Origin of the sequence: Blastococcus tunisiensis (genome assembly GCF_900112815.1) — a bacterium.
GTDB lineage: Bacteria > Actinomycetota > Actinomycetes > Mycobacteriales > Geodermatophilaceae > Blastococcus_B > Blastococcus_B tunisiensis.
The window spans coordinates 234,454-258,462 of sequence record NZ_FOND01000005.1; the positions used below are offsets into that span (position 1 = coordinate 234,454).

The following is a 24,009-nucleotide window of genomic DNA, read 5'->3' on the forward strand; positions in this document are numbered from 1 at the left end:
CTCACGAGCCGGGGTGCCGGGCACGACGTCGTGGCCCACCATGGTGCCGTGCGTGCCGACAGCCCCTCCGTCCGTCGCCCGCTGACGACGACCGAGCGGGCGCTGCTCGACGCGCTGCTCGACCACGACTTCGACGGTGCGGCGGAGCTGCGGGCCCAGGTGCGCCGGGCCACGGCGTCGACCGGCTGCGAGTGCGGGTGCGTCACCATCGACCTGCACGTGCCCGACGACGTCCCCGTGTCCTCCGCCTCCGGCGCCGCTCCGGTCGAGGGCACCGTGGTCGACGCGGGCGGTGCGCCGATCGGCGGGGTCTGGCTGTTCGTCGAGCACGGCCGGCTCGCGGGCCTGGAGGTCCACTCCCTCGACGAGGCCCCGTCCGCCGTCCCACCGCCCGAGCGGGTCAGCTGGGACACCGACCCCGGCGACCGGACGTCGTGGTGGCGCCGCCGCCTCAGACGCCCGACGGTACCCGCAGGTCGACCATGAGCGGCAGGTGGTCGGAGGCTCCCTCCGCGTCGAGCACCTGAGCCGTGGCGACGCCGACGCCCGGGGAGACCCAGGCCTGGTCGATGCGGCGGTGCGGCGAACGCGCCGGGTGGGTGTGTCCCTCGTCGCGGTGCCAGAAACGCCAGCCGGCCTGGTCCGTGCGGTCGGCGGCGAGCTCCCAGGCGTCGGTGAACCGCTCCCGCAGCGGGTGCAGCTCGGGGGCGTCCGGACGCGCGTTGAAGTCGCCGACCAGCACCCCGGCGGCCATGTCCGGGGTGTGCAGTGCCGCGAGCGCCGCCACCTGATCGGCCCGTTCCCGCGCCGACGTGGTGGTCAGGTGGGTGGCGGTGATCCACAGCGTCCCGCCGTCCAGCTCCAGCATGGTCCGCAGGGCGCTGCGCGGCTCACCGCCGCCGGGGAGCGGGTGCACGTCGCTGACCAGGATCGGCAACCGGGACAGCAGCGCGTTGCCGTACTGCCGCGGGGGCCGACCGCCGGTGCGCGGCTCGTCGATCGCCGGACCCCACGCCAGCTGCATGTCCAGCGCGCGGGAGAGCAGCAGCGCCTGGTCGACGTCCTCGCTGCGGTCGCCGAAGTACCGGTCGACCTCCTGCAGGCAGATGACGTCGGCGTCGACCGAGGCCAGCACCTTGGCCAGCCGCGGCAGGTCGTGCCGGGCGTCCGCGCCGACGCCGTGGTGGGTGTTGAAGGTGACCAGCCGCACCGGGATGGGCGGCTGGTCGGGACCAGGGGCGGGCCGCACCCCGTGCGCACCAGTCATGCGCGCAAGCCTGTCACCCGGCCGACAGCGGCTCGTCGAGCACCTGCCGCAGGTGCCGGTCGCCCTTCTCGGAGACCGATAGCAGGAAGCGGGCCTGCCGGCCGTCGAGGACGAGCTCGCCGATCTGGTTTCCGAAGAACGGCCCGGCCTGCTTGTCCCAGGCCAGCCCGGTCGGTTCGGCACGGACCCAGCGGGCCAGCCGTTCGGTCCAGCGGCGCGCCCGCCCGCTCCACCCGATCCGGAAGCCGACCCGGATCGGGTGCGGCGCCTGGTTGTGCAGCGGGGACACGGTCAGCTGGTGCACCCGCGCCTGCAGCCCGCTCGGGCGCACGAGCTCGGCGGAGTAGGCGTGGTGGACGTCGCCGGAGAGGACCAGGGCCGTCGCGGGCGCCCGCCCGTGCGCGCCCTGCGCCACGGCGGTCAGCGCCGCACCGAGCCGTTCGAAGGAGTGGCCGAAGGCCGCCCAGTGCTCCAGGTCGGCGGCCTGGCGCACGGCCTCGGCGATCCGGCCGCGCCAGCGGCCGTGGTGCCGGACGTTGAGCGTCTCGTTCCACCGTTCCAGGTTGTGGATCGCGTGCGGCAGCAGCCAGGGCAGCGACGTGCCGATGATCAGGTGCTCCACGCCCTCGTCCACCGCGCGGCGCATCGCCGCCTCGACCCAGGCGAACTCGTCCTCGTCCAGCATCCGGCGGTGCTGCTCCTCGAGGACCCGGCCGGCCCGGCTGTCGACCATGATCAGTCGCACGTCGCCCCAGTGCCGCACGAAGCTCCACCGGATCGTCGCCGGCTCGGCGTCGGCCAGCTCGGCCATCTCGCGCAGCATGGGCTCGGCGTCCCGGGTGGGGTCGTCGGCGCTCATGCCCAGGATGGCCTGCCAGGTCTTGTTCTCCGCCAGCTCCTGCGGGCTGAGGTTGCCCAGGTGCTGGTAGACCCAGTAGCTGACCAGGCCGCCGGTGATCCGCCCGGACCACCACGGTTCCTGCGTCATCCTGGCGCGCCAGGCCGCCGAGGTGTTCCAGTCGTCGATCATCTCGTGGTCGTCGAAGATCATCGACGACGGGATCGTGGACAGCAGCCAGCGCACCTGGGGGTCCTGCCAGGACTCGTAGTACAGCCGGGTGTACTCCTCGAAGTCGGCGACCTGGTCGTCGGGGGACCGGTGCCCGGCGCGCTCGTCGCGCCGGCGGTGCAGCAGCGACCGCGTGTGCGTGGTGAGCTCGTCGGCGTAGACCTGGTCGCCCAGGAGCACCAGGGCGTCGGGCCACCGGTCCTCGGGCAGCGCGGTCACCTGCGCGGCGTAGAGGTCGAGCGCGTCCGGGGGGATGCCCGCGGAGGCCTCGACGGTCTCCGGGCTGGCGTACCGGCAGGAGCCGAAGGCCAGCCGGAACGCGCCCGGACCGCCGGGCGTCCGGATCCGGCTGGCCGGGAACGGCGAGTCCTCCGGTGGCCAGACGCGCACGCCGTCCAGCCGCACCTCGTACGGCGTCGTGCTGCCGGGCTCCAGGCCCTCGACGACGACCAGCGCGTAGTGGTGGCCGCCGACGCAGAAGGTCCGTGCCGTCCGGCCGAGGACGTCGACCTCGCAGGGGCCGTCCGTCTCGACCCAGACGGTGGCCGAGACCGGGTCCACGTGGCGGAGCAGGGGGCCGAGCAGGAGGGCCGGGGCGGACCGGTCGGGGGCGGGCATGCACCCAGCCTGGCGCATGGAGCTGGACGCCGCCGTGGTCTCCGCCGTGGTGTCCGCTGGGAGGCAGCTCGACGGGCTGGGAGACTCGGGCGCATGGAATTCGTCCTGATCGCCGTCGCGATCCTCGTCGTCGCCCTTCTCGCCGGGGTCGGTCTGCTGGTCAGCAAGGGCCGCCGGACCACGCGCCTCGACGACGATGCCGTCGCCGGGACGAGGCTGACCAGGCCGCAGCCGCCGACGCCCCGGCCCGCGCCACCGACCACCCGCCCCACCACGCCACCGATCACCCGCCCCACCACCCCATCCACCACGCCATCCACCACCCCATCGGTCGACCAGCCGGACGCCGTGCAGCCGGAGTCGCCCGCCGAGGTGCAGCTCCCGCCGGCCGAGCCGGAGCCCGGGCTGGTCTTCGAGACGCCGCCACCGTCCGCCGGGCGGCTGGTGCGGCTGCGCTCGCGGCTGGCCCGCTCGCAGTCCTCCCTCGGCCGCGGGCTGCTCACCGTCCTCGCGCGCGAGAAGCTCACCGAGGACGACTGGGAGGAGCTCGAGGAGACGCTGCTCGCCGCGGACGTGGGCCTCGCCGCGACGACGCAGATCGTGGAGCGGCTGCGGACCCAGACGATGGTCCTGGCGACGGCGTCGGGCCCGGAGCTGCGCGAGCTGCTCGTCCGCGAGCTGACCGCCGTCCTCGGCCCGGACATGGACCGGACGCTCGGGACCACGCGCTCGGAGGGCCGGCCCGGCGTCGTCCTGGTCGTGGGCGTCAACGGCGCCGGCAAGACCACGACGGTGGGGAAGATGGCCCGCGTGCTCGTCGGTGACGGCAAGAGCGTCGTCCTCGGTGCCGCGGACACGTTCCGGGCGGCCGCGGCCGACCAGCTGGAGACCTGGGGGGAGCGGGTCGGGGTGCTGACCGTGCGGGGCCGCGAGGGCGGCGATCCGGCGTCGGTGGCCTTCGAGGCGGTGCGGACCGGCGTCGAGGGCGAGGTGGACGCCGTCCTCGTCGACACCGCCGGGCGGCTGCACACCAAGTCGGGCCTGATGGACGAGCTGGGCAAGGTCAAGCGGGTGGTGGAGAAGGTGTCCCCGGTGACCGAGGTGCTGCTCGTGCTCGACGCCACGACCGGCCAGAACGGCGTCGTCCAGGCGCGCGTGTTCACCGAGGCCGTCACGGTCACCGGCATCGTGCTCACCAAGCTCGACGGGACGGCGAAGGGCGGCATCGTCGTCTCCGTCCAGCGCGAGCTGGGTATCCCCGTGAAGCTGATCGGCCTCGGGGAGGGGCCCGACGACCTCGCGCCGTTCGAGCCGCGCGCCTTCGCCGAGGGGCTGGTGGGCGCGGAGGGCTGAGCCCGGTCGGCCGGGCCCCGGACCGCCGGTCGGGGGTCAGGACTCCGCGGGGGTGGCCCAGCGCTCCTCGATGCGCCCGAACCGCCACACCGCCAGGGCCAGCGCCCAGGCCAGCACGAACAGGCCGACGATCGCGAAGCCGACGTAGCCGAGGTCGAGCGAGGCGACCCACGCCAGCGGGCCGGACTCGATGCCGAGGCGCTCGACCACCAGGCCGGCGAGGACGAGCAGGCCGATGACCAGGGCCACGGTGACCGACAGCAGCGTGACGGCGAGGTTGTAGAAGACCTTGCGGATCGGCTTCAGGAACGCCCAGCCGTAGGCGCGGGTCATCAGGATGCCGTCCGCGGTGTCGAACAGGCTCATCCCGGCCGCGAAGAGCACCGGCAGCACGAGGATCGCGTACCAGGGGAGGACGAAGGCGGCCGAACCTGCGGCGAGGACGAGCAGCGCCACCTGGGTCGCCGTGTCGAAGCCCAGGCCCATGAGCAGGCCGACGGGGTAGAGGTGCCACGGCTTGTCGACGCGCCGCACCACCCGGCCGAGCAGCCGGGTCAGGAAGCCGCGGTTGTGCAGGTGCCGTTCGAGCTCGGCCTCGTCGAGGCCGCCGGTGCGCATCCGGCGGAAGACCTTGGCGATGCCCACGGCCGCCCCGAGGTTCATCAGCCCGATGATCAGCAGGAAGCTGCCGGCCACGAGGGTGCCGATCAGGCCGAGGGTCTGGCCCACCTCGTTGTCCTCGTTCTGCACGACGCCGGCCACGCCGCGGACGCCGGCCACCAGCAGCAGGCTGGCGGCGAAGACGACCGACGAGTGGCCGAGGGAGAACCAGAACCCGGTGCTCACCGACGAGCGGCCCTCACCCACGAGCTTGCGGGTCGTGTTGTCGATCGAGGCGATGTGGTCGGCGTCGAACGCGTGCCGCACCCCCAGCATGTACGCCGTCAAGCCCACGCCTACCCCGAGGACCCCGGTGCTGCCCAGCTGGTAGTCCTGCGGCGCAACGGCGAAGACCAGCACGCCCCAGCCGAGCACGTGCAGCAGCAGCACGAACGCCGACATCCCGGCGATCGACCGGCGCTCCTGGGGGGTGAAGCGGGGGGACGGGGCGGCGTCCCGCGCAGGTGCGGGCTGCTCCACCGCGGCACGAGAAGTCACGGCGGACACCCTACTGCGAACAGTTCGCAACAAGCGCGCCGGCCGCCGGCCGCCGTGGCCCCGGTCATCGAACGGGGCAGCCGCAACACGGACGCAACGCCGCGGCCGGACACGCGGAGCGGAGTTCACCGCCCGGAAACGTGACGACGAGCGCTGCGGAAACACGACGACGGCACGGTGAACGCCACGTCGCCGCTCGTCCGAGCGTCGGAGTCCCGCACCGGCCGCAGGCCGACGACCCACTCAGGAGGTTGCCGTGGTCAACACCGGCGACACCGCCTGGATCCTCACCAGCGCGGCCCTCGTGCTGCTGATGACCCCTGGCCTCGCGCTCTTCTACGGCGGCATGGTCCGCGCGAAGAGCGTGCTGAACATGATGATGATGAGCTTCGGGGCGCTGGCACTGATCAGCGTCCTGTGGGTCCTCTACGGCTACTCGATGGCCTTCGGCGACGACGTCGGCCTCGGGCTGCTCGGGAACCCGGGTGAGTTCTTCGGGCTGAACGGCCTGATGGAGGACACCACCAGCGAGGAGGGCGGCCTCCCCGTCATGGCGTTCGTCGGCTTCCAGGCCGTCTTCGCCATCATCACCGTCGCCCTCATCTCCGGTGCGATCGCCGACCGGGCCAAGTTCGGCGCCTGGATGGTCTTCGCCGGCGTCTGGGCGACGGTCGTGTACTTCCCGGTCGCGCACTGGGTGTTCGCCTTCGACGGCGACGACGTCGTCGGCGGCTGGATCGCCAACGACCTGCTGGCCCTGGACTTCGCCGGCGGTACCGCCGTGCACATCAACGCCGGTGCGGCCGGTCTGGCGCTGGCCTTCGTGCTCGGCAAGCGCCGCGGATTCGGCCGTGACGCCATGCGGCCGCACAACCTGCCGCTGGTCATGATCGGCGCCGGGCTGCTGTGGTTCGGCTGGTTCGGCTTCAACGCCGGGTCGGCGCTGGCCGCGAACAACACCGCCTCGGTGGCCTGGGTCAACACGCTCGTCGCCACGGCCGCCGCCACCCTCGGCTGGCTGGTCGTCGAGAAGTTCCGCGACGGCCACTCGACGTCGCTGGGCGCGGCCTCCGGTGTCGTCGCCGGCCTGGTCGCCATCACCCCCGCCTGCAACGCGGTCTCCCCGATCGGGGCCATCGTCCTCGGCGCGATCGCCGGTGTGCTGTGCGCGCTGGCCGTGGGCCTGAAGTACCGGCTCGGCTACGACGACTCGCTCGACGTCGTCGGCGTCCACCTCGTCGGCGGCCTCTGGGGCACCATCGCCATCGGCTTCCTGGGCACCGCCGCCGCTCCGTCCGGCATCGACGGCCTCTTCTACGGCGGCGGCGTCGACCAGCTCTGGCGGCAGGTCGTCGGCGCGGTCGCCGTCCTGGCGTTCTCCTTCATCCTTACCCTGGTGATCGGCTCCGTCATCCAGAAGACGATGGGCTTCCGCATCACCGAGGAGGACGAGGTCGCCGGCATCGACACCGTCGTGCACGCGGAGTCCGGGTACGACTTCGCCTCGCTCGGCAGCAGCGGTTCCACTGCACCACTGGCCGGCCAGGCTCGCGCCGAGGCCCGTAGCACGGAAGGGATCGGGGCATGAAGCTCGTCACCGCCATCGTCAAGCCGTTCAAGCTCGACGACGTCAAGAACGCTCTGGAGCTGATCGGCGTCGCCGGTCTGACCGTGAGCGAGGTCCAGGGCTTCGGCCGTCAGCGGGGCCACACCGAGGTCTACCGCGGCGCGGAGTACCAGGTGGACTTCGTGCCGAAGGTCCGCATCGAGGTCGTCGTCAGCGAGCTCGACGCCGCCCGCGTGGTCGACGCGGTCGTCGAGGCCGCCTCCACGGGGCAGATCGGCGACGGGAAGGTGTGGGTGACGACGATCGACGAGATCGTCCGCGTCCGCACCGGAGAGCGCGGCGACGACGCGCTGTAGGTAAAGGACCCTCCTGCCCCCGCCACCCGCAGCCTCGTGGCGGGACCCTGCAGGAGGGCCGGGTCGGCCGGGGTGGTGGGATCGTCCACCGCCCCGGCCGACGCTTCTTCCCCTGACAGTGCTGTGTGCGAGGAGGACGCCGTGCTCGACCTCGAGGCGCTGCCCGGCCTGGCCCGCGCCGACCGCGCGCGGGCCGTCGACACCTGGCTGGGCGGACTGCTGGCCGACGCGGTGGCGGGCACGCCGCCTCCGAAGCAGCGTCGCGGCGGGCCCCCACCGCGGACCGGGACCGAGGGCGTGGCGCTGGTGGCGGTCGGCAGCCTGGGCCGGCGGGAGCTGCCGCCGCAGGGCGACCTGGACCTGGTGCTGGTGCACGAGGGCCGGCCGGAGATCGCCGCGATCGCCGACGCCCTCTGGTACCCCGTCTGGGACACCGGCCTGCGCCTGGACCACTCGGTGCGGTCGGTGCCCGACGCCGTCTCGGTGGGCTCGACCGACGTCAAGGCCGGGCTGGGTCTGCTCGACGCCCGGCTCGTCGCCGGCGACGCGGACCTCGCCGCGCGGCTGCGGACGGCGACCCTGGCCAGCTGGCGGCAGGCGGCGTCCCGGCTGCTGCCGCAGCTGCGTGACCTCCGCCGCGACCGCGCCCGCCTGGTGGGGGAGCTGGCCTTCCTGCTCGAGCCCGACCTCAAGGAGGCCTACGGCGGCCTCCGCGAGGGGCAGGTGCTCCGCGCCGTCGCCGCCGCCCAGCTCGGCGACGAGCCCGGAGCCGAGCTCGAGCAGGCCTACGCGTTCCTCCTCGACGTCCGCGACGAGCTGCGCCGGCGCACCGGGCGGCCGCACGACGTGCTCGTCCGGCAGGAGCAGCGCCCCGTCGCGGTCGCCCTCGGGCTGGCCGACGAGGACGCCCTGCTGCGCGAGGTGAGCCTGGCCGGGCGTCGGCTGGCGTTCGTGGCCGACGAGACCTGGCGGCGGGTCGAGGCCGCGCTGGTCCGCCGTCCCCGCGCCCGGTACCGGCGGGTGCGCCGGGAGCCGCTCGCCGAGGGCGTCGTCCGGCAGGGGGACGAGGTGGTGCTGGCACAGGGGGCCAAGCCGGCGCTCGACCCCGGCCTCCTGCTCCGCGCGGCCGCAGCGGCGGCCCGCGCCGACCTGCGGCTCTCGCCGTACACGCTCAAGGTGCTCGCCGTGCACAGCCCGCCGGTGCCCGAGCCCTGGCCCGCCGAGATCCGGTGGTCGTTCCTGCGTCTCCTGGCCAGCGGGCGGGCCGCCGTCGCCGTCCTGGAGCAGCTGGACCAGGAGGGCCTCCTCGCCCGGCTGATCCCCGAGTGGAACCGGATCCGCTCGCTCCCGCAGCGCCACCCGTGGCACCGCTTCACCGTGGACCGCCACCTGGTGGAGGCGGCCGCGGCCGCCGCCGAGCTGACCCGCGACGTCGATCGCCCCGACCTGCTGCTGGTGGCGGCCCTGCTGCACGACATCGGCAAGGGCTGGCCGGGGGACCACAGCGAGGTGGGCGAGCCGATCGCGGCGGAGATCGGCGCCCGCATGGGGTTCGCCGGACCCGACGTCGCCGTGCTGGCCACCCTGGTGCGACACCACCTGCTCCTGCCGGCGACGGCCACGCGGCGGGACATCGACGACCCCGCGACCATCGACCGGGTGGCGGCGACCATCGGGCACGACCCCGCGGTGCTGCAGCTGCTGCACGCCCTCGCCCAGGCGGACGGCGCCGCGACCAGCGCCTCGGCCTGGTCGCCGTGGAAGGCGCACCTGGTGGCCGCCCTCGTCGCCCGGGTGCAGGCGAAGCTGGGCGGCCCCGCGTCGCCCGACCCGGAACCGGTGCTGCACCCGAGCGAGGCCCAGGTGATCGCCCGACCACTCGGCATCGCCGGCGCCGAGGGGGCGGTCACGGTCGGCATCGAGGACGTGGCCGACGGCCAGCAGGTGACCATCGGGGCGCCCGACCGGCCGGGTCTGCTCAGCACCTGTGCCGGCGTGCTCGCGCTCAACCAGCTCGACGTCCGGGCCGCCAAGCTGTCGGTCACGGACGGCTACGGCACCAGCGTCTTCGCCGTGCGCCCGCGCTTCGGGCGCGCCCCGGTGCCGGAGATCCTCGCCGATGCCGTCCGGGCCGCGCTCGAGGGGACGCTGCCGCTCGCCGACCGGCTGCGCCAGCGCGAGGCCGACTACCGGCAGGACGGCGGCCGGACGGCGCCACCCCGCATCTCCTGGCACAACGGCGAGGTGAGCGGTGCGGCGACCGGGATCGTCGAGGTCCGTGCCACCGACCGGGCCGGGCTGCTCTACCGGCTCTCCGCGGCGATCGCCGGGGAGGGGCTGGACGTGACCTCGGCCCGCATCGAGACCCTCGGCGCCGACGCGGTCGACTGCTTCTACGTGTGCAACCCCTCGGGGTCGCCGGTCGAGCCGGAGCAGCGCCGGCGGGTCGACGCCGCGCTCGTGTCGGCGACCGTCGGGTCGGAGGGTGCCGACGGGCTCCGCCCGGCCGACACGCCGGGCCGGTTCCGCTGAGCTGTCAGCAGGGCGTGCGACGGTCGCGGCGACGGGGACGGACCGGTCCCCCTGTCGAGAGGAGCCTGTCGTGGACAGCCGGCTGTGGCCCTGCACCGCGTGCGGGGAGATCACCGAGTTCGTGCAGCCGCCGTGCGCCGACGGTCACACCGAGGCCGGCGGCGAGTGCCCGGAGTGGGCCTGCGTCGACTGCGGCTCGGCCGTGGTGATGGGTGAGTCGTCCCCGGCGGGCGACGTCGTGCGCACCCGCGTGGCGGCATAGGAAAAGGACCCCGTCCTCCCCACTCCTCGCAGGCTCGCGATGGGCCCCGGGACGGGGCCTTACCCTGGGAGGCAATCGATGCGGGTGCCCCGCGCCCGTGACTTCTGCTGAGGACGTGCTGTGTTCGAGACCCTCTCCGACCGCCTGGACAAGGTCTTCACCGGCCTGCGTGGCAAGGGCCGGCTCACCGACGCCGACATCGACGCCACCGCGCGCGAGATCCGCATCGCGCTGCTCGAGGCCGACGTCGCCCTGCCGGTGGTCCGGGCGTTCATCGCCTCGGTCAAGGAGCGCGCCCGCGGGGCGGAGGTCTCCGGTGCGCTGAACCCCGCTCAGCAGGTCATCAAGGTCGTCAACGAGGAGCTCGTCGGCATCCTCGGCGGCGAGACCCGGCGGCTGCGCTACGCCAAGCAGGCGCCCACGGTGATCATGCTGGCCGGCCTGCAGGGCTCCGGCAAGACCACGCTGGCCGGCAAGCTCGGCCGCTGGCTCAAGGAGCAGGGCCACACGCCGCTGCTCGTGGCCTGCGACCTGCAGCGCCCCAACGCCGTCAACCAGCTCTCGATCGTCGCCGGTCAAGCAGGGGTGGACGTCTACGCCCCTGAGCCGGGCAACGGGGTCGGCGACCCGATCCGGGTCGCCGCGGACTCCGTCGAGCACGCCCGCCGCACCATGCACGACGTCGTCGTCGTCGACACGGCCGGGCGGCTGGGCATCGACGCCGAGCTGATGGCGCAGGCCGCCGGCATCCGCGACGCCGTGCAGCCGGACGAGACGCTGTTCGTCGTCGACGCGATGATCGGCCAGGACGCGGTGAACACCGCGACGGCCTTCCAGGAGGGGGTCGGCTTCAGCGGCGTCGTCCTCACCAAGCTCGACGGCGACGCGCGCGGTGGTGCCGCGCTGTCGGTGCGGTACGTGACCGGTCAGCCGATCATGTTCGCCTCCACCGGCGAGAAGCTCACCGACTTCGACGTCTTCCACCCCGAGCGGATGGCCTCGCGCATCCTCGGCATGGGTGACGTGCTCACCCTGATCGAGCAGGCCGAGAAGACCTTCGACGCCGACCAGGCCGAGCGCATGGCCGGCAAGCTGGCGTCCCGCGAGGGCTTCACCCTCGAGGACTTCCTCGAGCAGATGCTGGCCATCCGCAAGATGGGCCCGATCGCCAACCTGCTGGGCATGCTGCCCGGCGCCGGTGCGATGAAGGAGCAGCTCAAGCAGGTCGACGACCGCGACCTCGACCGGACCGCGGCGATCATCCGCTCCATGACGCCCGAGGAGCGGGTCAACTCCAAGATCATCAACGCCTCGCGCCGGGTGCGCATCGCCAACGGCTCCGGGGTGAGCGTCACCGACGTCAACCAGTTGCTGGAGCGCTTCGTCCAGGCCCAGAAGATGATGGGCCAGATGGCCGGGAGCATGGGGCTGCCGGGCATGGGGCCGATGTCGAAGAAGCAGCGCGGGCGCCAGATGCAGGCCCAGTCGAAGAAGGGCAAGAAGGGCAAGGGGAAGGCCAAGGGCGGTGCCGCGCGCCGGCCCGCCGGCGCGCCCGGGCTCCCGCCGGGAGGCGGGTTCCCCGGCGGGATGCCCCAGCTGCCGCCCGGCATGGGGCAGGGGATGCCCGACCTGACCAAGCTGAACTTCGACCAGTTCAAGGACGACCGGCCCGGCCGATGACCTCGCCGTCCCCGGGTGGGGCACTCCACCTCTCCGGCGTGCTGCTCCCCGACGGGGAGCAGCACGACGTCTGGGTGCGTGAGGGGCGGTTCACCTTCGAGCGGGTTGCCGGCGCGGAGACGGTCAGCACCGGCGGCTGGCTGCTGCCGGGCCTCGTGGACGCGCACTGCCACGTCGGGATCGGCGTCGGCGGGGACCACGTGACGGACCTGCAGGGGCTGCGGCAGCAGGCGCTCGACGAGCGGGCCGCCGGCGTGCTCGCCCTGCGCGACTGCGGGTCACCGGTCGACACCCGTGCCCTGGACGACGAGCCGGACCTGCCGCGGATCATCCGCGCGGGACGGCACATCGCGCGCCCTCGCCGGTACATCCCCCACCTCGGCATCGAGCTGGAGCCCGAGGACCTGGCCGCCGAGGTCCGGGTGCAGGCCGGCCGCGGCGACGGCTGGGTGAAGCTGGTGGGGGACTGGATCGACCGCTCCGTGGGCGACCTCGCGCCCGAGTGGCCGCGCGACGCGCTCGAGGCGGCGATCGCGGCCGCGCACGAGACCGGCGCCCGGGTCACCGCGCACACCTTCGGCACCGACGCGCTGCCCGACCTGATCGGTGCCGGCATCGACTGCATCGAGCACGGGACCGGCCTCACCGAGGAGCTGATCGGGGAGATGGCGTCCCGCGGGACGGCCGTCGTCCCGACGCTGGTCAACGTCGAGAACTTCCCCGGCTTCGCCGAGGCGGGGGAGCGGAAGTTCCCCTCCTACGCCAGCACGATGCGGCGGCTGTACGCGAGCTCGGGCGCGGTCGTGCGGGCCGCCTTCGAGGCCGGCGTGCCGGTGTTCGCGGGCACCGACGCGGGCGGGAGCCTGGCGCACGGCCGCATCGCCGACGAGGTCCGGGCGCTGCACGAGGCGGGGCTGCCCGCGGAGGCCGCACTCGCCGCCGCCTCCTGGTCGGCCCGGCGGTGGCTCGGCCTGCCCTGCATCGAGGAGGGTGCGCCCGCCGACCTCGTGGTGTTCGACGCCGACCCGCGCGCCGACCCGGACGTCCTCGCCCGCCCGGGCCTCACCCTGCTCCGCGGCCGCATCGTCGCCTAGGCCGGAGGCGGGCCGAGCTCCATCGTCACGGCCGTCCCGGAGCCGGAGCTGGTGATCCGCAGCCCACCGCCGGAGCCCTCGGCGGTCCGGCGGACGATGTCCAGCCCGAGGCCGGTCGAGCCCGTGCCGCTGCGGCCGCGGTCGACGGCGTCCTCGGGCATCCCGGGGCCGGTGTCGGAGACCACCAGCCGCGCGCCGCCCGCCGTCGCCGCCCGGACGGTCACCGACATGGACGTCCCCTCCGGCGTGTGCGCGAAGACGTTGCCGAGCAGGGCGTCCACGGCCGCGCGCAGGTCCGGTGCCGAGACGCGGACCGGCGCCGGGACCGCGGGGAGGTCGACCTCGAGCGGACGGCCCTCCTCCTCGGCGAGGACAGACCAGAAGTGCACCCGTTCGCCGACGACGGCGGTGGCGTCGCAGCCGGCGCCGATCCCCTCGCGCACGCTGCGCCGTGCCTCGGAGATGACCTCGTCGATCCCCCGGCTCACCGCGTCGACGTCGCCCAGCAGGCGTTCGCGCTGCGGCTCCGGCAGGCCCTCGACGTCCAGCCGCAGGGCGGTCAGCGGGGTGCGCAGGCGGTGCGCGAGATCGGCCGCCCCCTCGCGCTCGGCGTCCAGGAGCTCGCCGATCCGCTCGGCCAGCCGGTTGACCGCGGCGGCGACCCCCCGCACCTCCACCGGGCCGGACGGGACGGCGCGAGCGGCGAGATCGCCGCTGCCGAGCCGCCGGGCCGTCGTCGCCAGGTCGGTGACGGGCCGGGTCATCGTGCGGGCGAGCCGGTCCGCGACGACGAGCGCCAGCAGCAGGAGCACGGCGCCGAGCGCGGCCAGGACCACCCACGTGCGGGTCACGCCGGCACGCAGCGTGTCGGCGGGGACGAAGACCTCGACGAGCGCGGAGCCGTCGGCCCGCTGGACCGGCTGCAGCAGGAGGATGCCGTCCTCGGACTCGATCCGCTCGGCCCCCGAGGGCATCGGCACGTCCCGGTCCGCGGGATCGCCCAGCCATGCGCCGTCGGTCCAGCGCACGGCCGCCCGGAGCTCGTCGGCCATGCCGATGAGGTTGGCGGCGACCTGCTCCCGCTGGTCGAGCCCCACGGAGGGCGTCAGGAACTGCAACTGGGCCTGCGCCGCGTCGAGCGCCCGCGCCTCGGCGACCCGGGCCACGAGCGAGGCCGCCGGGAGCAGGAACGCCAGCAGGATGATCGACGTGGTCGCCGCAACCAGCTGCGTGATCTGCCGTCTCACGTCTCGGGCTCGGCCAGGCGCACGCCCACCCCGCGGACGGTCTGCAGCAGGCGCGGGGAGGCGGCGGACTCGCCGAGCTTCCGGCGCAGCCACGACAGGTGGACGTCGACGGTCTTGTCCGATCCGCCGTAGGGCAGCTGCCAGACCTCGGTGAGCAGCTCGCGCTTGGAGACCACGGTTCCGGCCCGGGCGGCGAGGTAGGCGAGCAGGTCGAACTCCTTCGGGGCGAGCTCCACCGTCGCGCCGGCGTGGGTGACCCGGCGGGTGCGGGGATCGACCGTCAGATCGGCGACGGTCACCGCCGCCGCGGCAGCGTCGGCCGTACCCGCGGCGCGGCGCAGGACGGCCCGGATGCGGGCCTCCAGCTGGCCGGCCGCGAACGGCTTCACCACGTAGTCGTCCGCGCCGGCGTCCAGCGCCTGCACGACGCTGCCGTCGTCGTCCCGGGCCGTGGCCACGATGACCGGTACCGAGGAGACCGCCCGCAGCATCCGCAGGAGCTCCCGGCCGTCCAGATCGGGCAGCCCCAGGTCGAGCACGACGAGGTCGGGACGCTCGTCCACCGCCTGCCGCAGCCCGGCCAGGGCGGTGGCCGCGGAGCTCACGGCGTGCCCCCGCTCGCGCAGGGCACGGATCAGCGAGGAGCGGATGCGTTCGTCGTCCTCGATCACCAGCAGCTGGGCCACGAGGCACGCTAACGCCGCGCGGGGCCGGTCCGGAGCGTCTCGACCCGATCGGGCGGTTGCCTTGACCTCACCTTGGGGTGGCCTTAACCCTGCCCGCAGGAGGGTCTGCGTCATGAAGCGAACCATTGCACTCGGAGCCGCGTGGACCGCGTCCGCGGCGGCAGCTGTCGGCCTGGGCTTCCTGGCCGTGTCCCTCGTCGACGCCTCGGCGTCCCCGGGGACCACCCCGGCGGCGGCGACCACGTCGCCGTCCACCGGTTCCCCGACCACCGCCCCGTCGAGCGGCTCGCCGGTGGGCCCCTCGGCGACCGGCCAGTACGTCAGCGCCGGCGGCACCGTGTTCGCCGACTGCGCGACCGGCTCGCCGGTCCTCGCCGGCGTCCCCTCCGCGGGGTGGTACGTCGACGACTCGAACGATCCCGGCGAGATGGAGTTCAAGAGCGGCGGCAGCGAGGTGGAGGTGCACGTGACCTGCGTCGACGGCGGTCCGGTCTTCGCCCTGGACGACTCGTCGTCGCGGTCCTCGGGCTCGGCCCCGGCACCGGCCACCTCGGGTCGCGACGACTCCGGGCGGGACGACTCCGGGCGGGACGACTCCGGGCGGGACGACTCCTCGGGCCGCGACGGCGGGCACGGATCCGACGACGGGCCGGGGGACGACTCCTCCGGCCGCGACGGTGGGGGGCACGGTTCGGACGACTGACCGGCTCTCCCCGGCCCGGCGGGAGGAGCCCCTCGCCGGGCCTGGGAGACTTCCCCCGTGCTGCTGCGGATGTCGACCCTGTTCCTGCGGACCCTGCGTGACGACCCGGCCGACGCGGAGGTCCCCAGCCACCGGCTGCTCGCCCGTGGTGGCTACATCCGCCGGGCCGCTCCCGGCGGGTTCACCTGGCTGCCGCTGGGCTTCCGCGTCTTCCGCAACGTCGAGCGCATCGTCCGCGAGGAGATGGACGCGATGGGCGCCCAGGAGGTGCACTTCCCGGCGTTGCTGCCCCGCGAGCCCTACGAGGCGACCGGCCGCTGGACGGAGTACGGCCCGAACCTGTTCCGGCTGAAGGACCGCCGGGGGAACGACTTCCTCCTGGGCCCGACGCACGAGGAGATGTTCACGCTCCTGGTGAAGGACCTCTACGGCTCGTACAAGGACCTGCCGCTCTCGCTGTACCAGATCCAGACCAAGTACCGGGACGAGGCGCGACCGCGGGCCGGGCTGTTCCGCGGGCGCGAATTCACGATGAAGGACAGCTACTCCTTCGACGTGGACGACGCCGGCCTCGACCGGTCCTACGCCGCGCACCGCGAGGCCTACATCAGGATCTTCGACCGGCTCGGCCTGGACTACGTGATCGTCGCGGCGATGTCCGGGGCCATGGGCGGGTCGAAGAGCGAGGAGTTCCTGCACCCGACGGCGATCGGCGAGGACACCTTCGTCCGTTCGGCCGGGGGGTACGCGGCCAACGTCGAGGCCGTGGCCACCGTCGTGCCGGACGCGATCCCGTTCGACGGGCTGCCCGAGTCGCACGTCGAGGACACCCCGGACACCCCGACCATCGAAACCCTGGTCGCCGTCGCGCGGGAGCTGTTCCCCGACGCCGGCTACACAGCTGCCTCGACCCTGAAGAACGTCGTCGTCACGCTGGTGCACCCCGACGGCTCCCGCGAGCCGCTGGTGATCGGCCTGCCGGGTGACCGGGAGGTCGACGCCAAGCGCCTGGAGGCACAGGTGGCCCCGGCCGAGGTCGCGCCGTTCGACGACTTCGCCAAGCACCCCGCGCTGGTGAAGGGCTACATCGGCCCGCAGGTGCTCGGTGCGGAGAACGGGGCGAAGATCCGCTACCTGGTCGACCCGCGGATCGTCCCGGGCAGCCGCTGGATCACCGGGGCCAACGAGCCCGGCAAGCACGTGTTCGACCTGGTCGCCGGGCGGGACTTCACCTGGGACGGCGTCATCGAGGCCGCCGAGGTGCTCGCGGGTGACCCGGCGCCCGACGGCTCCGGCCCGCTGGAGCTGGCCCGCGGCGTGGAGATGGGCCACATCTTCCAGCTCGGCCGCAAGTACGCCGAGGCGCTGGACCTCAAGGTGCTCGACGAGAACGGCAAGCTGGTCACGGTGACGATGGGCTCCTACGGCATCGGGGTCTCCCGGGCGGTGGCCGCGATCGCGGAGTCGACGCACGACGAGCTGGGGCTCGTCTGGCCGCGCGAGGTGGCCCCCGCGGACGTGCACCTCGTGGCGACCGGCAAGGACGCCGCCGTCTTCGAGGCCGCCGAGGCGCTGGCCGCGGAACTGGTGGCCGCCGGGCTCACCGTGCTCTACGACGACCGGCCGAAGGTGTCTCCCGGCGTGAAGTTCAAGGACGCCGAGCTGCTGGGGATGCCGACGATCGTGACCGTGGGCCGCGGGCTCGCCGAGGGCGTCATCGAGGTGCGGGACCGCCGGACCGGCGACCGCGAGGAGGTGCCGGTCGCCGAGGCCGGCGCCCGCGTGCTCGCCGCGACCCGCACCTGACCCACCCGCCCTCCTAGCCATGATCAGGGCACCTGATCATGGCGCGTCCTCCCTCGCGGTGGGCGGTGGGGGAGGATGCGCTGCGGTGGGGGAGGACGGCGTCCGGCGAGCCCTCGGACCCGGCCGCGGTGGGCACCGGCGGCCCGAGGGGGGCGGGCGGCCCATCCTGGCCACGGCCCGTCCCCGGCGATCTGGCATCATGGTCGGTCGAACACGGCGGTGGCGGCCCTCTCACCGTTTCCGGCCGTGTCCATCGCTCCGCCCCGGCGTAACCCCACACGTCGCTCCGGCGAGCACCCACACAGCGTTCGAGGAGTACACCACCCACCGTGGCCACCAAGATCAAGCTCATGCGCCTGGGCAAGATGCGCGCGCCGTACTACCGCATCGTCGTCGCCGACGCCCGGACCAAGCGTGACGGCCGCTCGATCGAGACGATCGGCAAGTACCACCCGAAGGAGGACCCCTCCTTCATCGAGGTCGACTCCGAGCGGGCGCAGTACTGGCTCGGCGTCGGCGCTCAGCCGACCGAGGCCGTCGCCGCCATCCTCCGGGTGACCGGTGACTGGCAGAAGTTCAAGGGCGAGGCCGCGCCGCCGCCCATGAAGGTCGCCGAGCCCAAGCCGGACAAGAAGGCCCTCTACGAGGCCGCCGTCCGCGCCGGCATGGACGAGCCGACGACCGAGGCGACCACCGCCAAGAAGAAGGCCGCTCCGAAGAAGGCCGCTGCCGCCGACGAGGCGCCCGCAGCCGAGGCTGCGCCCGAGGCTCCCGCCGCGGACGCTCCCGCAGAGACGCCTGCCGAGTAAGACGTGCTCGAAGACGCGCTCGAGCACCTGGTCAAGGGCATCGTCGACCACCCGGAGGACGTGACCGTCGACCTGCTCGCCAACCGACGTGGCAAGACCCTGGAGATCCGGGTCCACCCCGACGACCTCGGCAAGGTCATCGGTCGCGGCGGGCGCACCGCCAAGGCGCTGCGCCAGGTGATGACCGGCGTCGGCGGACGCGGCCTCCGGGTCGACGTCGTCGACACCGACGGGCGCTGAGCACACCTCCCTTGCCGGGAACCCCGCACGACACCGACACCGTGGTGGTCGGCCGCATCGGCCGACCCCACGGTGTCCGTGGTCTGGCCACCGTCGAGGTGCGCACCGACGACCCCGACCACCGCTTCGCGCCCGGCACGGTGCTGATGACCGACCCGCCGCAGCGGGGACCGCTCACCGTCGTCGACAAGCGCTGGCACAGCGGCACGCTGCTGCTGCAGCTGGCCGGTGCGGACGGCGCGGTCCACGCCACCCGCGAGGACGTCGACGCGCTGCGCAACACGCTCCTGGTGGTGCCGGTCGCCGACCTCCCGCCCATCGAGGACCCGGACTCCTACTACGACCACCAGCTGGTGGGCCTCGCGGCACGGCTGCCCGACGGCACGGTCATCGGGGAGGTCACGGCGGTCCGGCACGAGGCCCAGGACCTGCTGGTCGTGCGCCGCGGCGAGGGCGGTGAGGCGCTGGTCCCGTTCGTGTCGGCGATCGTGCCCACGGTCGACCTGACCGGGGGATTCCTGGTCGTGGACCCACCCGAGGGGCTGCTGGACCTGTGAGCGCGCCCTTCCGGGTCGACGTCGTGACGATCTTCCCCGAGTACCTCGCGCCGCTGCGCCAGTCGCTGCTGGGCAAGGCCGCCGAGCGCGGCCTGGTGTCCATCGGGGTGCACGACCTGCGGCAGTGGACCGACGACGTGCACCGCACCGTGGACGACGCCCCGTACGGCGGCGGGCCGGGGATGGTCATGAAGCCCGAGCCCTGGGCGCTGGCGCTGGAGGCCGTCCGTCCCTCCGGCACCCGCCTCGTCGTCCCGACCCCCGCCGGCCGGCCGTTCACCCAGGCGATGGCGGCCGAGTGGGCGCAGGAGCCCGGGCTCGTCTTCGCCTGCGGCCGCTACGAGGGGATCGACCAGCGGGTCGCCGACTGGGCCGCCGACGCCGGCCCGGTGTCGGAGGTCTCGATCGGCGACTACGTGCTGGCCGGCGGGGAGTCCGCCGTCCTCGTGATGGTCGAGGCGGTCACCCGCCTGCTGCCCGGGGTGGTGGGCAACCGCGAGTCGGTCGAGTTCGACTCGCACGCCGACGGCCTGCTGGAGGAACCCTCCTACACCCGGCCGGCCTCCTGGCGCGGCCACGAGGTGCCGCCGGTGCTGCTCTCCGGCGACCACGCCGCCATCGACCGCTGGCGCCGTGCGGAGTCGCTGCGGCGCACCGCGGTCCGCCGGCCCGACCTGCTCCCCGCGGAGGGGCTGTCCGACGCCGACCGGGCCCTGCTCGACGGTGGCTGACCGGCCGTGGGTCCGGCCGACCGCACGCGTCGTCGTCCTCGACCCGGCCGGCCGGGTGCTGCTGCTCGGCGCCCGGCTCACCGACCCGGCCGTACCTCCCGGCGAGGTCCTGTTCTGGTACACCCCGGGTGGGGGAGTGGAGGACGGCGAGAGCGTGCGCGAGGCCGCGGTCCGGGAGCTCGCCGAGGAGATCGGCCTCCTCGCGGCGCCGGCCGACCTGGAGGGCCCGGTGTGGCTGCGCCGGCATCTCGGTGCGTTCGCGGGCGTGGACATCGACTCCCGGGAGACGTTCTTCGTCCTCCGCGACGTCGTCCACGAGGTGGATCCGGGCGGCCGCACCGAGCTGGAGCTGCTGGGCGAGGAGCCGCACCGCTGGTGGTCGGCCGCCGAGCTCGCCGCGAGCGGCGAGGACTTCGCGCCGGCGGACCTCGCCGACCGGCTGCCCGAGCTGCTCAGCGGGCCGTGGACGGGCCCGCCGCGCGTCGTCGCGTGAAGGTGTGGCACAGTAGAGAGCTGCTGCAGGTCGTCGGCGCGCGCCGACGGTGGCTCCCGACGGGAGCGCAGCCCCCCGGAACGGACGGCCGGCGCACGCCGCTGTCCGACCGCATCGAGCCGCTAGAACTGAGGACTGCCGAGATGAACACCCTGGACGCACTCGACGCCGATTCGTTGCGCGCCGACATCCCCGACTTCCGCCCCGGGGACACCGTGAAGGTGCACGTGCGGGTCGTCGAGGGCAACCGCTCGCGCATCCAGGTCTTCCAGGGCGTCATCATCCGCCGTCAGGGCGGTGGCATCCGCGAGACCTTCACCGTGCGCAAGGTGAGCTTCGGCGTCGGCGTGGAGCGCACGTTCCCGGTGCACACCCCGGTCGTCGAGAAGATCGAGGTCGTCACCCGCGGTGACGTGCGTCGCGCGAAGCTGTACTACCTCCGCGAGCTGCGCGGCAAGGCCGCCAAGATCAAGGAGAAGCGTGAGGTCGTCGCTCGCTGAGCGATGACTCGCTGACACGCCTGACGGCCGGTCATGACCGGCTGTGGTCGCGGCGGGTCTCCCGGGACGTACGCTGCTCTCGATGAGCAGTGATCGGCCCGGGGGGCCCGCCGACGTCGTTCCCGGGGACGATCCTTCCGGGGACCGCACCACGCCGCAGGGCGACGCCGCCGCCGGTGCGTCCACGGCCCGGGGCTCCCGCGGTCGTGACCGGACCGCCAAGAAGGGCTCCCTGCTGCGCGAGCTCCCGGTGCTCCTGCTCATCGCGTTCGTGCTCGCGCTGGTCGTCAAGACGTTCTTCGTCCAGGCATTCTTCATCCCGTCGGGGTCGATGGAGCAGACGCTGCACGGCTGTCCCGGGTGCACCGGGGACCGCGTGCTGGTGAACAAGGTGCCGTACTGGTTCGGCGAGCCCGAGCCCGGCGACATCGTCGTGTTCAAGGGGCCGGACACCTGGGCGCCGGAGGTGTCGGTGGCCGAGCCGGCCAACTGGTTCTCCGAGGCGATGCTGTGGCTCGGGCGGACCGTCGGGGTCGCCCCGCCGAGCGAGGACGACTACGTCAAGCGGGTGATCGCCACCGAGGGCCAGACGGTCCAGTGCTGCGACGACCAGGGGCGCGTGACGGTGGACGGCGAGCCGCTGGACGAGCCCTACATCTTCGAGGACACCCCGATCGAGAGCCGGCCCTTCGGTCCGGTGACCGTGCCGGAGGGCCGGCTGTGGGTGATGGGTGACCACCGTTCGGCGTCGGCGGACTCCCGCTCGCACGTCGGTGACGAGTACGGCGGCACGATCGGGGTCGACGACGTCATCGGCAAGGCCGCGGTCATCGTCTGGCCGGTCAGCCGGTTCGGATTGCTGGACTCGCCCGACATCCAGGGCGTCGAGGCCGCCGCCGCGGAACCGGCCGGCATGACGTCCTCCACGGTGACGGCGTCGGCCGTGGCGCCCTGGGCGTTCGGGCTGGCGGGCGCGCTGCCGGTGACCGCCTGGCTGCGCCGTCGGCGATCCGCCGAGGGCTGACCGCCCCTGCTCCGTCCCCCGGCCGCGTCGTGCCTGGGCGCGGGGAGCCCGTCTGCGTTCCCAGCACCATTCCGGTGTGACGGACGGGAAGTCGAAGAACGCATAGAGCGCGGCGCGATACCAATCAAGAAAATGCTGACAAAGTATTCAAGTATCCGTTTCACCCTTCCGATGGAGACATTGCAAGTTCCCGGAGTCGAAACGGAGTCAGTTGTGTCTGCACCTATGGCGAGCAATGCCCGCGGGATCACCCGCGTGCTCCTCCTCGCCGACGCGCCCGTCCTGCGTCGCGGTCTGGTCAGCATGATCAACGAGACGGCCGGCATGCAGTCGGTGGGTACGCCCGGCGAACTGCGTCGCGCCCTCACGCTGGTCGAGTCGGCCCGCCCCGACGCCGTCGTCGTCGAGCTCGGCTCCGGCCGCGCCGCCACGCTCAACGCCTGCCGCGACCTGCGGCGCCGTTTCCCCCGCGTGACGATCGTCGCCCTCGCCACGTCGGAGGACCCCTCGGTGGTGAACGAGGCGCTCGCCGCCGGTGTCCGCGGCTACCTCATGATCAACACCTCGCCGACGCTGCTCGGCTGGGCGATCCTCGCCGCCCGCGCCGGCCGGACCGTCGTCGACCCGCAGATCCGCCGGGTCGAGCCCTCCGCCCTGCCGGCCGCGAAGCCGTTCACGCCGGAGGTGCCGCTGACCCGGCGCGAGTCCGACGTGCTCGACGAGCTGCTGCTGGGGCAGTCCAACCGGCAGATCGGGCGCAACCTCTTCATCAGCGAGGACACCGTCAAGTCCCACGTCAAGGCCATCCTGCGCAAGCTCGGTGCCCGGGACCGGGCGCACGCGGTCTCCCTGGTGCTGTCCAACCGCCAGCCCGGCTGCACCTGTGGCGCCCACGGCCTGTCCGCGGCCGCCCAGGGCGAGACCGAGCTGTCCAGCCCCGATCTGGGGCTCGCCGAGATCTGATCTCGGGTCCATCCCTCCGGCCGAACGGGCCGGCCCCCGCGGGGGCCGGCCCGTTCGGCCGTCCCGGTCGTGTCCGGTCGGAGAGCACCGGGCGGCCCGTCGTACTGTCGGACGGCGATGGTTTCCCGATCCGCCCACTCCACGTCGAGCCCGGCCGTGCGCGCCCGGCGCGCACCGGTGGGCGAGGACCGTCCCGACGCGCTCTGGGACATGGAGCGGTCCCTGCGCCGTCGCGGCTTCGAGGTCGTGGCCGGTGCCGACGAGGCCGGCCGCGGTGCCTGTGCCGGTCCGCTGGTGGCCGCGGCCTGCGTGCTGCCTCCCGGCCGCCGGGGGCGGGTCCCCGGCCTGGCCGACTCCAAGCTGCTGACCGCGGCGGCCCGCGAGCGGGTGTACGCGGAGGTGGCGGACCGTGCGCTGACCTGGTCGGTCGTGGTCATCCCCGTCGGCGAGCTGGACGCCCGTGGCATGCACGTCACCAACATCGAGGCGCTGCGGCGGGCGGTCAGCGCCCTCGACCCGTCCCCGGACTACGTCCTGACCGACGGGTTCCCGGTGCCCGGCCTGACCCGGCCCGGTCTGGCGGTGTGGAAGGGCGACCGGGTGGCCGCGTGCGTCGCGGCCGCGTCGGTGCTCGCCAAGGTCACCCGGGACCGTCTGATGCTGGAGCTGCACGAGCAGTGGCCCCAGTACGACTTCGCCGGCCACAAGGGCTACATCACCGACGTGCACAGCGCCGCGCTGGAGCGGCACGGGCCGTGCCCGGAGCACCGGATGCGGTTCGTCAACGTCCGGAGCGCCCGCGACTCCCACGCCGCGCGGACGGCCCGGCTGACCGGGCCGGACGCGATGGTCGATGATGGGGCCATGCCCTTCTCGCCGCCGTCCCGAGCGCTGAGCCCCGTTCCCGGAGAGGTTCGATGAGCACCGAGGACCTCGAGAAGTACGAGACCGAGATGGAGCTGCAGCTCTATCGCGAGTACCGGGACATCGTCCGCCAGTTCACCTACGTGGTGGAGACCGAGCGGCGGTTCTACCTGGCCAACTCCGTCGACCTCCAGGTCCGCGAAGCCGGGGGAGAGGTCTACTTCGAGCTGAAGCTGTCCGACGCCTGGGTCTGGGACATGTACCGGCCGGCCCGCTTCGTGCGCAACGTCCGGGTGCTGACGTTCAAGGACGTCAACGTCGAGGAGCTTGACAAGCCCGACCTCGAACTGCCGGAGAACCCGCGGATCACCTGACCGGCGTCCACAGCCGGGCGCGCTCTCCACAGATCGCTGGCGGCGCTGTCCCGACC

25 protein-coding genes are annotated in these 24,009 nt (G+C 73.7%); 20 read left to right on the forward strand and 5 right to left on the reverse strand.

The features are described from left to right. Positions 1–48 precede the first annotated feature (48 nt). Complete coding sequence (locus BM142_RS08790; protein WP_092196388.1) at positions 49–486, forward strand: hypothetical protein; 438 nt, start codon at positions 49–51, stop codon at positions 484–486. Here the strand turns inward: BM142_RS08790 and BM142_RS08795 are convergent. Together BM142_RS08795 and BM142_RS08800 are read right to left on the reverse strand one after the other, a co-directional pair. Then, positions 452–1,267 carry an endonuclease/exonuclease/phosphatase family protein gene (locus BM142_RS08795; RefSeq protein ID WP_092196389.1) on the reverse strand — a complete coding sequence of 272 codons (816 nt, stop codon included), beginning with the start codon at positions 1,265–1,267 and terminating at the stop codon, positions 452–454. The genes BM142_RS08790 and BM142_RS08795 overlap by 35 nt on opposite strands. Positions 1,268–1,280: 13 nt before the next feature. Continuing rightward, complete coding sequence (locus tag BM142_RS08800; protein WP_092196390.1) at positions 1,281–2,954, reverse strand: alkaline phosphatase D family protein; 1,674 nt, start codon at positions 2,952–2,954, stop codon at positions 1,281–1,283. Between the two features lie 93 nt (positions 2,955–3,047). Here BM142_RS08800 and ftsY point away from each other — a divergent pair, with 93 nt between their 5' ends. Further along, positions 3,048–4,307: a signal recognition particle-docking protein FtsY gene (gene ftsY, locus BM142_RS08805; protein WP_092196391.1), complete on the forward strand. Its 1,260-nt coding sequence runs from the start codon at positions 3,048–3,050 to the stop codon at positions 4,305–4,307. Positions 4,308–4,343: 36 nt separating this feature from the next. Here ftsY and nicT read toward each other — a convergent pair whose 3' ends face one another. Continuing rightward, complete coding sequence (nicT, locus tag BM142_RS08810; protein WP_254790686.1) at positions 4,344–5,465, reverse strand: Nickel transporter NicT; 1,122 nt, start codon at positions 5,463–5,465, stop codon at positions 4,344–4,346. A gap of 256 nt (positions 5,466–5,721) precedes the next feature. On the opposite strand from nicT, the gene BM142_RS08815 reads away from it, so the two are divergent. From BM142_RS08815 to BM142_RS08840, 6 genes are all read left to right on the forward strand, one after another. Then, complete coding sequence (locus BM142_RS08815) at positions 5,722–7,053, forward strand: ammonium transporter (protein ID WP_092196392.1); 1,332 nt, start codon at positions 5,722–5,724, stop codon at positions 7,051–7,053. After that, the gene (locus BM142_RS08820) at positions 7,050–7,388 is read left to right on the forward strand and encodes a P-II family nitrogen regulator (protein ID WP_091980408.1); all 339 of its coding nucleotides are present in this window, start codon (positions 7,050–7,052) and stop codon (positions 7,386–7,388) included. Before BM142_RS08815 ends, BM142_RS08820 begins: the two co-directional genes overlap by 4 nt. A 141-nt stretch (positions 7,389–7,529) precedes the next feature. After that, positions 7,530–9,920: a [protein-PII] uridylyltransferase gene (locus BM142_RS08825; protein WP_092196484.1), complete on the forward strand. Its 2,391-nt coding sequence runs from the start codon at positions 7,530–7,532 to the stop codon at positions 9,918–9,920. Positions 9,921–9,990: 70 nt separating this feature from the next. After that, positions 9,991–10,182: a hypothetical protein gene (locus BM142_RS08830; RefSeq protein WP_092196393.1), complete on the forward strand. Its 192-nt coding sequence runs from the start codon at positions 9,991–9,993 to the stop codon at positions 10,180–10,182. Positions 10,183–10,302: 120 nt separating this feature from the next. Next, the gene (gene ffh / locus BM142_RS08835; RefSeq protein ID WP_092196394.1) at positions 10,303–11,862 is read left to right on the forward strand and encodes a signal recognition particle protein; all 1,560 of its coding nucleotides are present in this window, start codon (positions 10,303–10,305) and stop codon (positions 11,860–11,862) included. Continuing rightward, positions 11,859–12,956 carry an amidohydrolase family protein gene (locus BM142_RS08840; protein ID WP_092196395.1) on the forward strand — a complete coding sequence of 366 codons (1,098 nt, stop codon included), beginning with the start codon at positions 11,859–11,861 and terminating at the stop codon, positions 12,954–12,956. Before ffh ends, BM142_RS08840 begins: the two co-directional genes overlap by 4 nt. Here the strand turns inward: BM142_RS08840 and BM142_RS08845 are convergent. Further along, positions 12,953–14,203 carry a sensor histidine kinase gene (locus BM142_RS08845; RefSeq protein WP_092196396.1) on the reverse strand — a complete coding sequence of 417 codons (1,251 nt, stop codon included), beginning with the start codon at positions 14,201–14,203 and terminating at the stop codon, positions 12,953–12,955. The genes BM142_RS08840 and BM142_RS08845 overlap by 4 nt on opposite strands. Next, positions 14,200–14,889, reverse strand: a complete 690-nt coding sequence (locus BM142_RS08850; RefSeq protein ID WP_092196397.1) for a response regulator transcription factor — start codon at positions 14,887–14,889, stop codon at positions 14,200–14,202. Before BM142_RS08850 ends, BM142_RS08845 begins: the two co-directional genes overlap by 4 nt. A gap of 112 nt (positions 14,890–15,001) precedes the next feature. Here BM142_RS08850 and BM142_RS08855 point away from each other — a divergent pair, with 112 nt between their 5' ends. The 12 genes from BM142_RS08855 (at position 15,002) to BM142_RS08910 (ending at position 23,953) form a co-directional block, all read left to right on the forward strand. Next, positions 15,002–15,592, forward strand: coding sequence for a hypothetical protein (locus BM142_RS08855; protein WP_092196398.1), 591 nt, complete (start codon positions 15,002–15,004; stop codon positions 15,590–15,592). Between the two features lie 57 nt (positions 15,593–15,649). Beyond that, the gene (locus BM142_RS08860; RefSeq protein ID WP_092196399.1) at positions 15,650–17,398 is read left to right on the forward strand and encodes a proline--tRNA ligase; all 1,749 of its coding nucleotides are present in this window, start codon (positions 15,650–15,652) and stop codon (positions 17,396–17,398) included. Between the two features lie 329 nt (positions 17,399–17,727). After that, complete coding sequence (gene rpsP / locus BM142_RS08865; protein ID WP_092196400.1) at positions 17,728–18,207, forward strand: 30S ribosomal protein S16; 480 nt, start codon at positions 17,728–17,730, stop codon at positions 18,205–18,207. A gap of 3 nt (positions 18,208–18,210) precedes the next feature. Continuing rightward, entirely contained in the window at positions 18,211–18,447 is a 237-nt protein-coding gene (locus BM142_RS08870) for an RNA-binding protein (RefSeq protein WP_092196401.1), read from the forward strand. Positions 18,448–18,458: 11 nt separating this feature from the next. Then, positions 18,459–19,004: a ribosome maturation factor RimM gene (rimM, locus tag BM142_RS08875; RefSeq protein WP_092196402.1), complete on the forward strand. Its 546-nt coding sequence runs from the start codon at positions 18,459–18,461 to the stop codon at positions 19,002–19,004. Continuing rightward, on the forward strand, positions 19,001–19,735 hold the full coding sequence (gene trmD, locus BM142_RS08880; protein ID WP_092196403.1) for a tRNA (guanosine(37)-N1)-methyltransferase TrmD: 735 nt from the start codon (positions 19,001–19,003) through the stop codon (positions 19,733–19,735). The genes rimM and trmD overlap by 4 nt, the downstream gene beginning before the upstream one ends. Further along, positions 19,728–20,228, forward strand: coding sequence for an NUDIX hydrolase (locus tag BM142_RS08885; RefSeq protein ID WP_092196404.1), 501 nt, complete (start codon positions 19,728–19,730; stop codon positions 20,226–20,228). Before trmD ends, BM142_RS08885 begins: the two co-directional genes overlap by 8 nt. Positions 20,229–20,371: 143 nt before the next feature. Then, positions 20,372–20,728, forward strand: coding sequence for a 50S ribosomal protein L19 (gene rplS, locus BM142_RS08890; RefSeq protein WP_092196405.1), 357 nt, complete (start codon positions 20,372–20,374; stop codon positions 20,726–20,728). A gap of 82 nt (positions 20,729–20,810) precedes the next feature. Next, positions 20,811–21,752 (forward strand): signal peptidase I, encoded by a 942-nt coding sequence (lepB, locus tag BM142_RS08895; protein ID WP_092196486.1) that lies wholly within the window; start codon positions 20,811–20,813, stop codon positions 21,750–21,752. A gap of 213 nt (positions 21,753–21,965) precedes the next feature. Next, on the forward strand, positions 21,966–22,715 hold the full coding sequence (locus tag BM142_RS08900) for a LuxR C-terminal-related transcriptional regulator (RefSeq protein WP_254790688.1): 750 nt from the start codon (positions 21,966–21,968) through the stop codon (positions 22,713–22,715). A 117-nt stretch (positions 22,716–22,832) separates the two neighbouring features. Next, positions 22,833–23,636, forward strand: a complete 804-nt coding sequence (locus tag BM142_RS08905) for a ribonuclease HII (RefSeq protein WP_092196407.1) — start codon at positions 22,833–22,835, stop codon at positions 23,634–23,636. Further along, a complete protein-coding gene (locus BM142_RS08910) occupies positions 23,633–23,953 on the forward strand; it encodes a DUF2469 domain-containing protein (RefSeq protein WP_092196408.1) in 321 nt (106 codons plus the stop codon). The genes BM142_RS08905 and BM142_RS08910 overlap by 4 nt, the downstream gene beginning before the upstream one ends. Positions 23,954–24,009 lie beyond the last annotated feature (56 nt).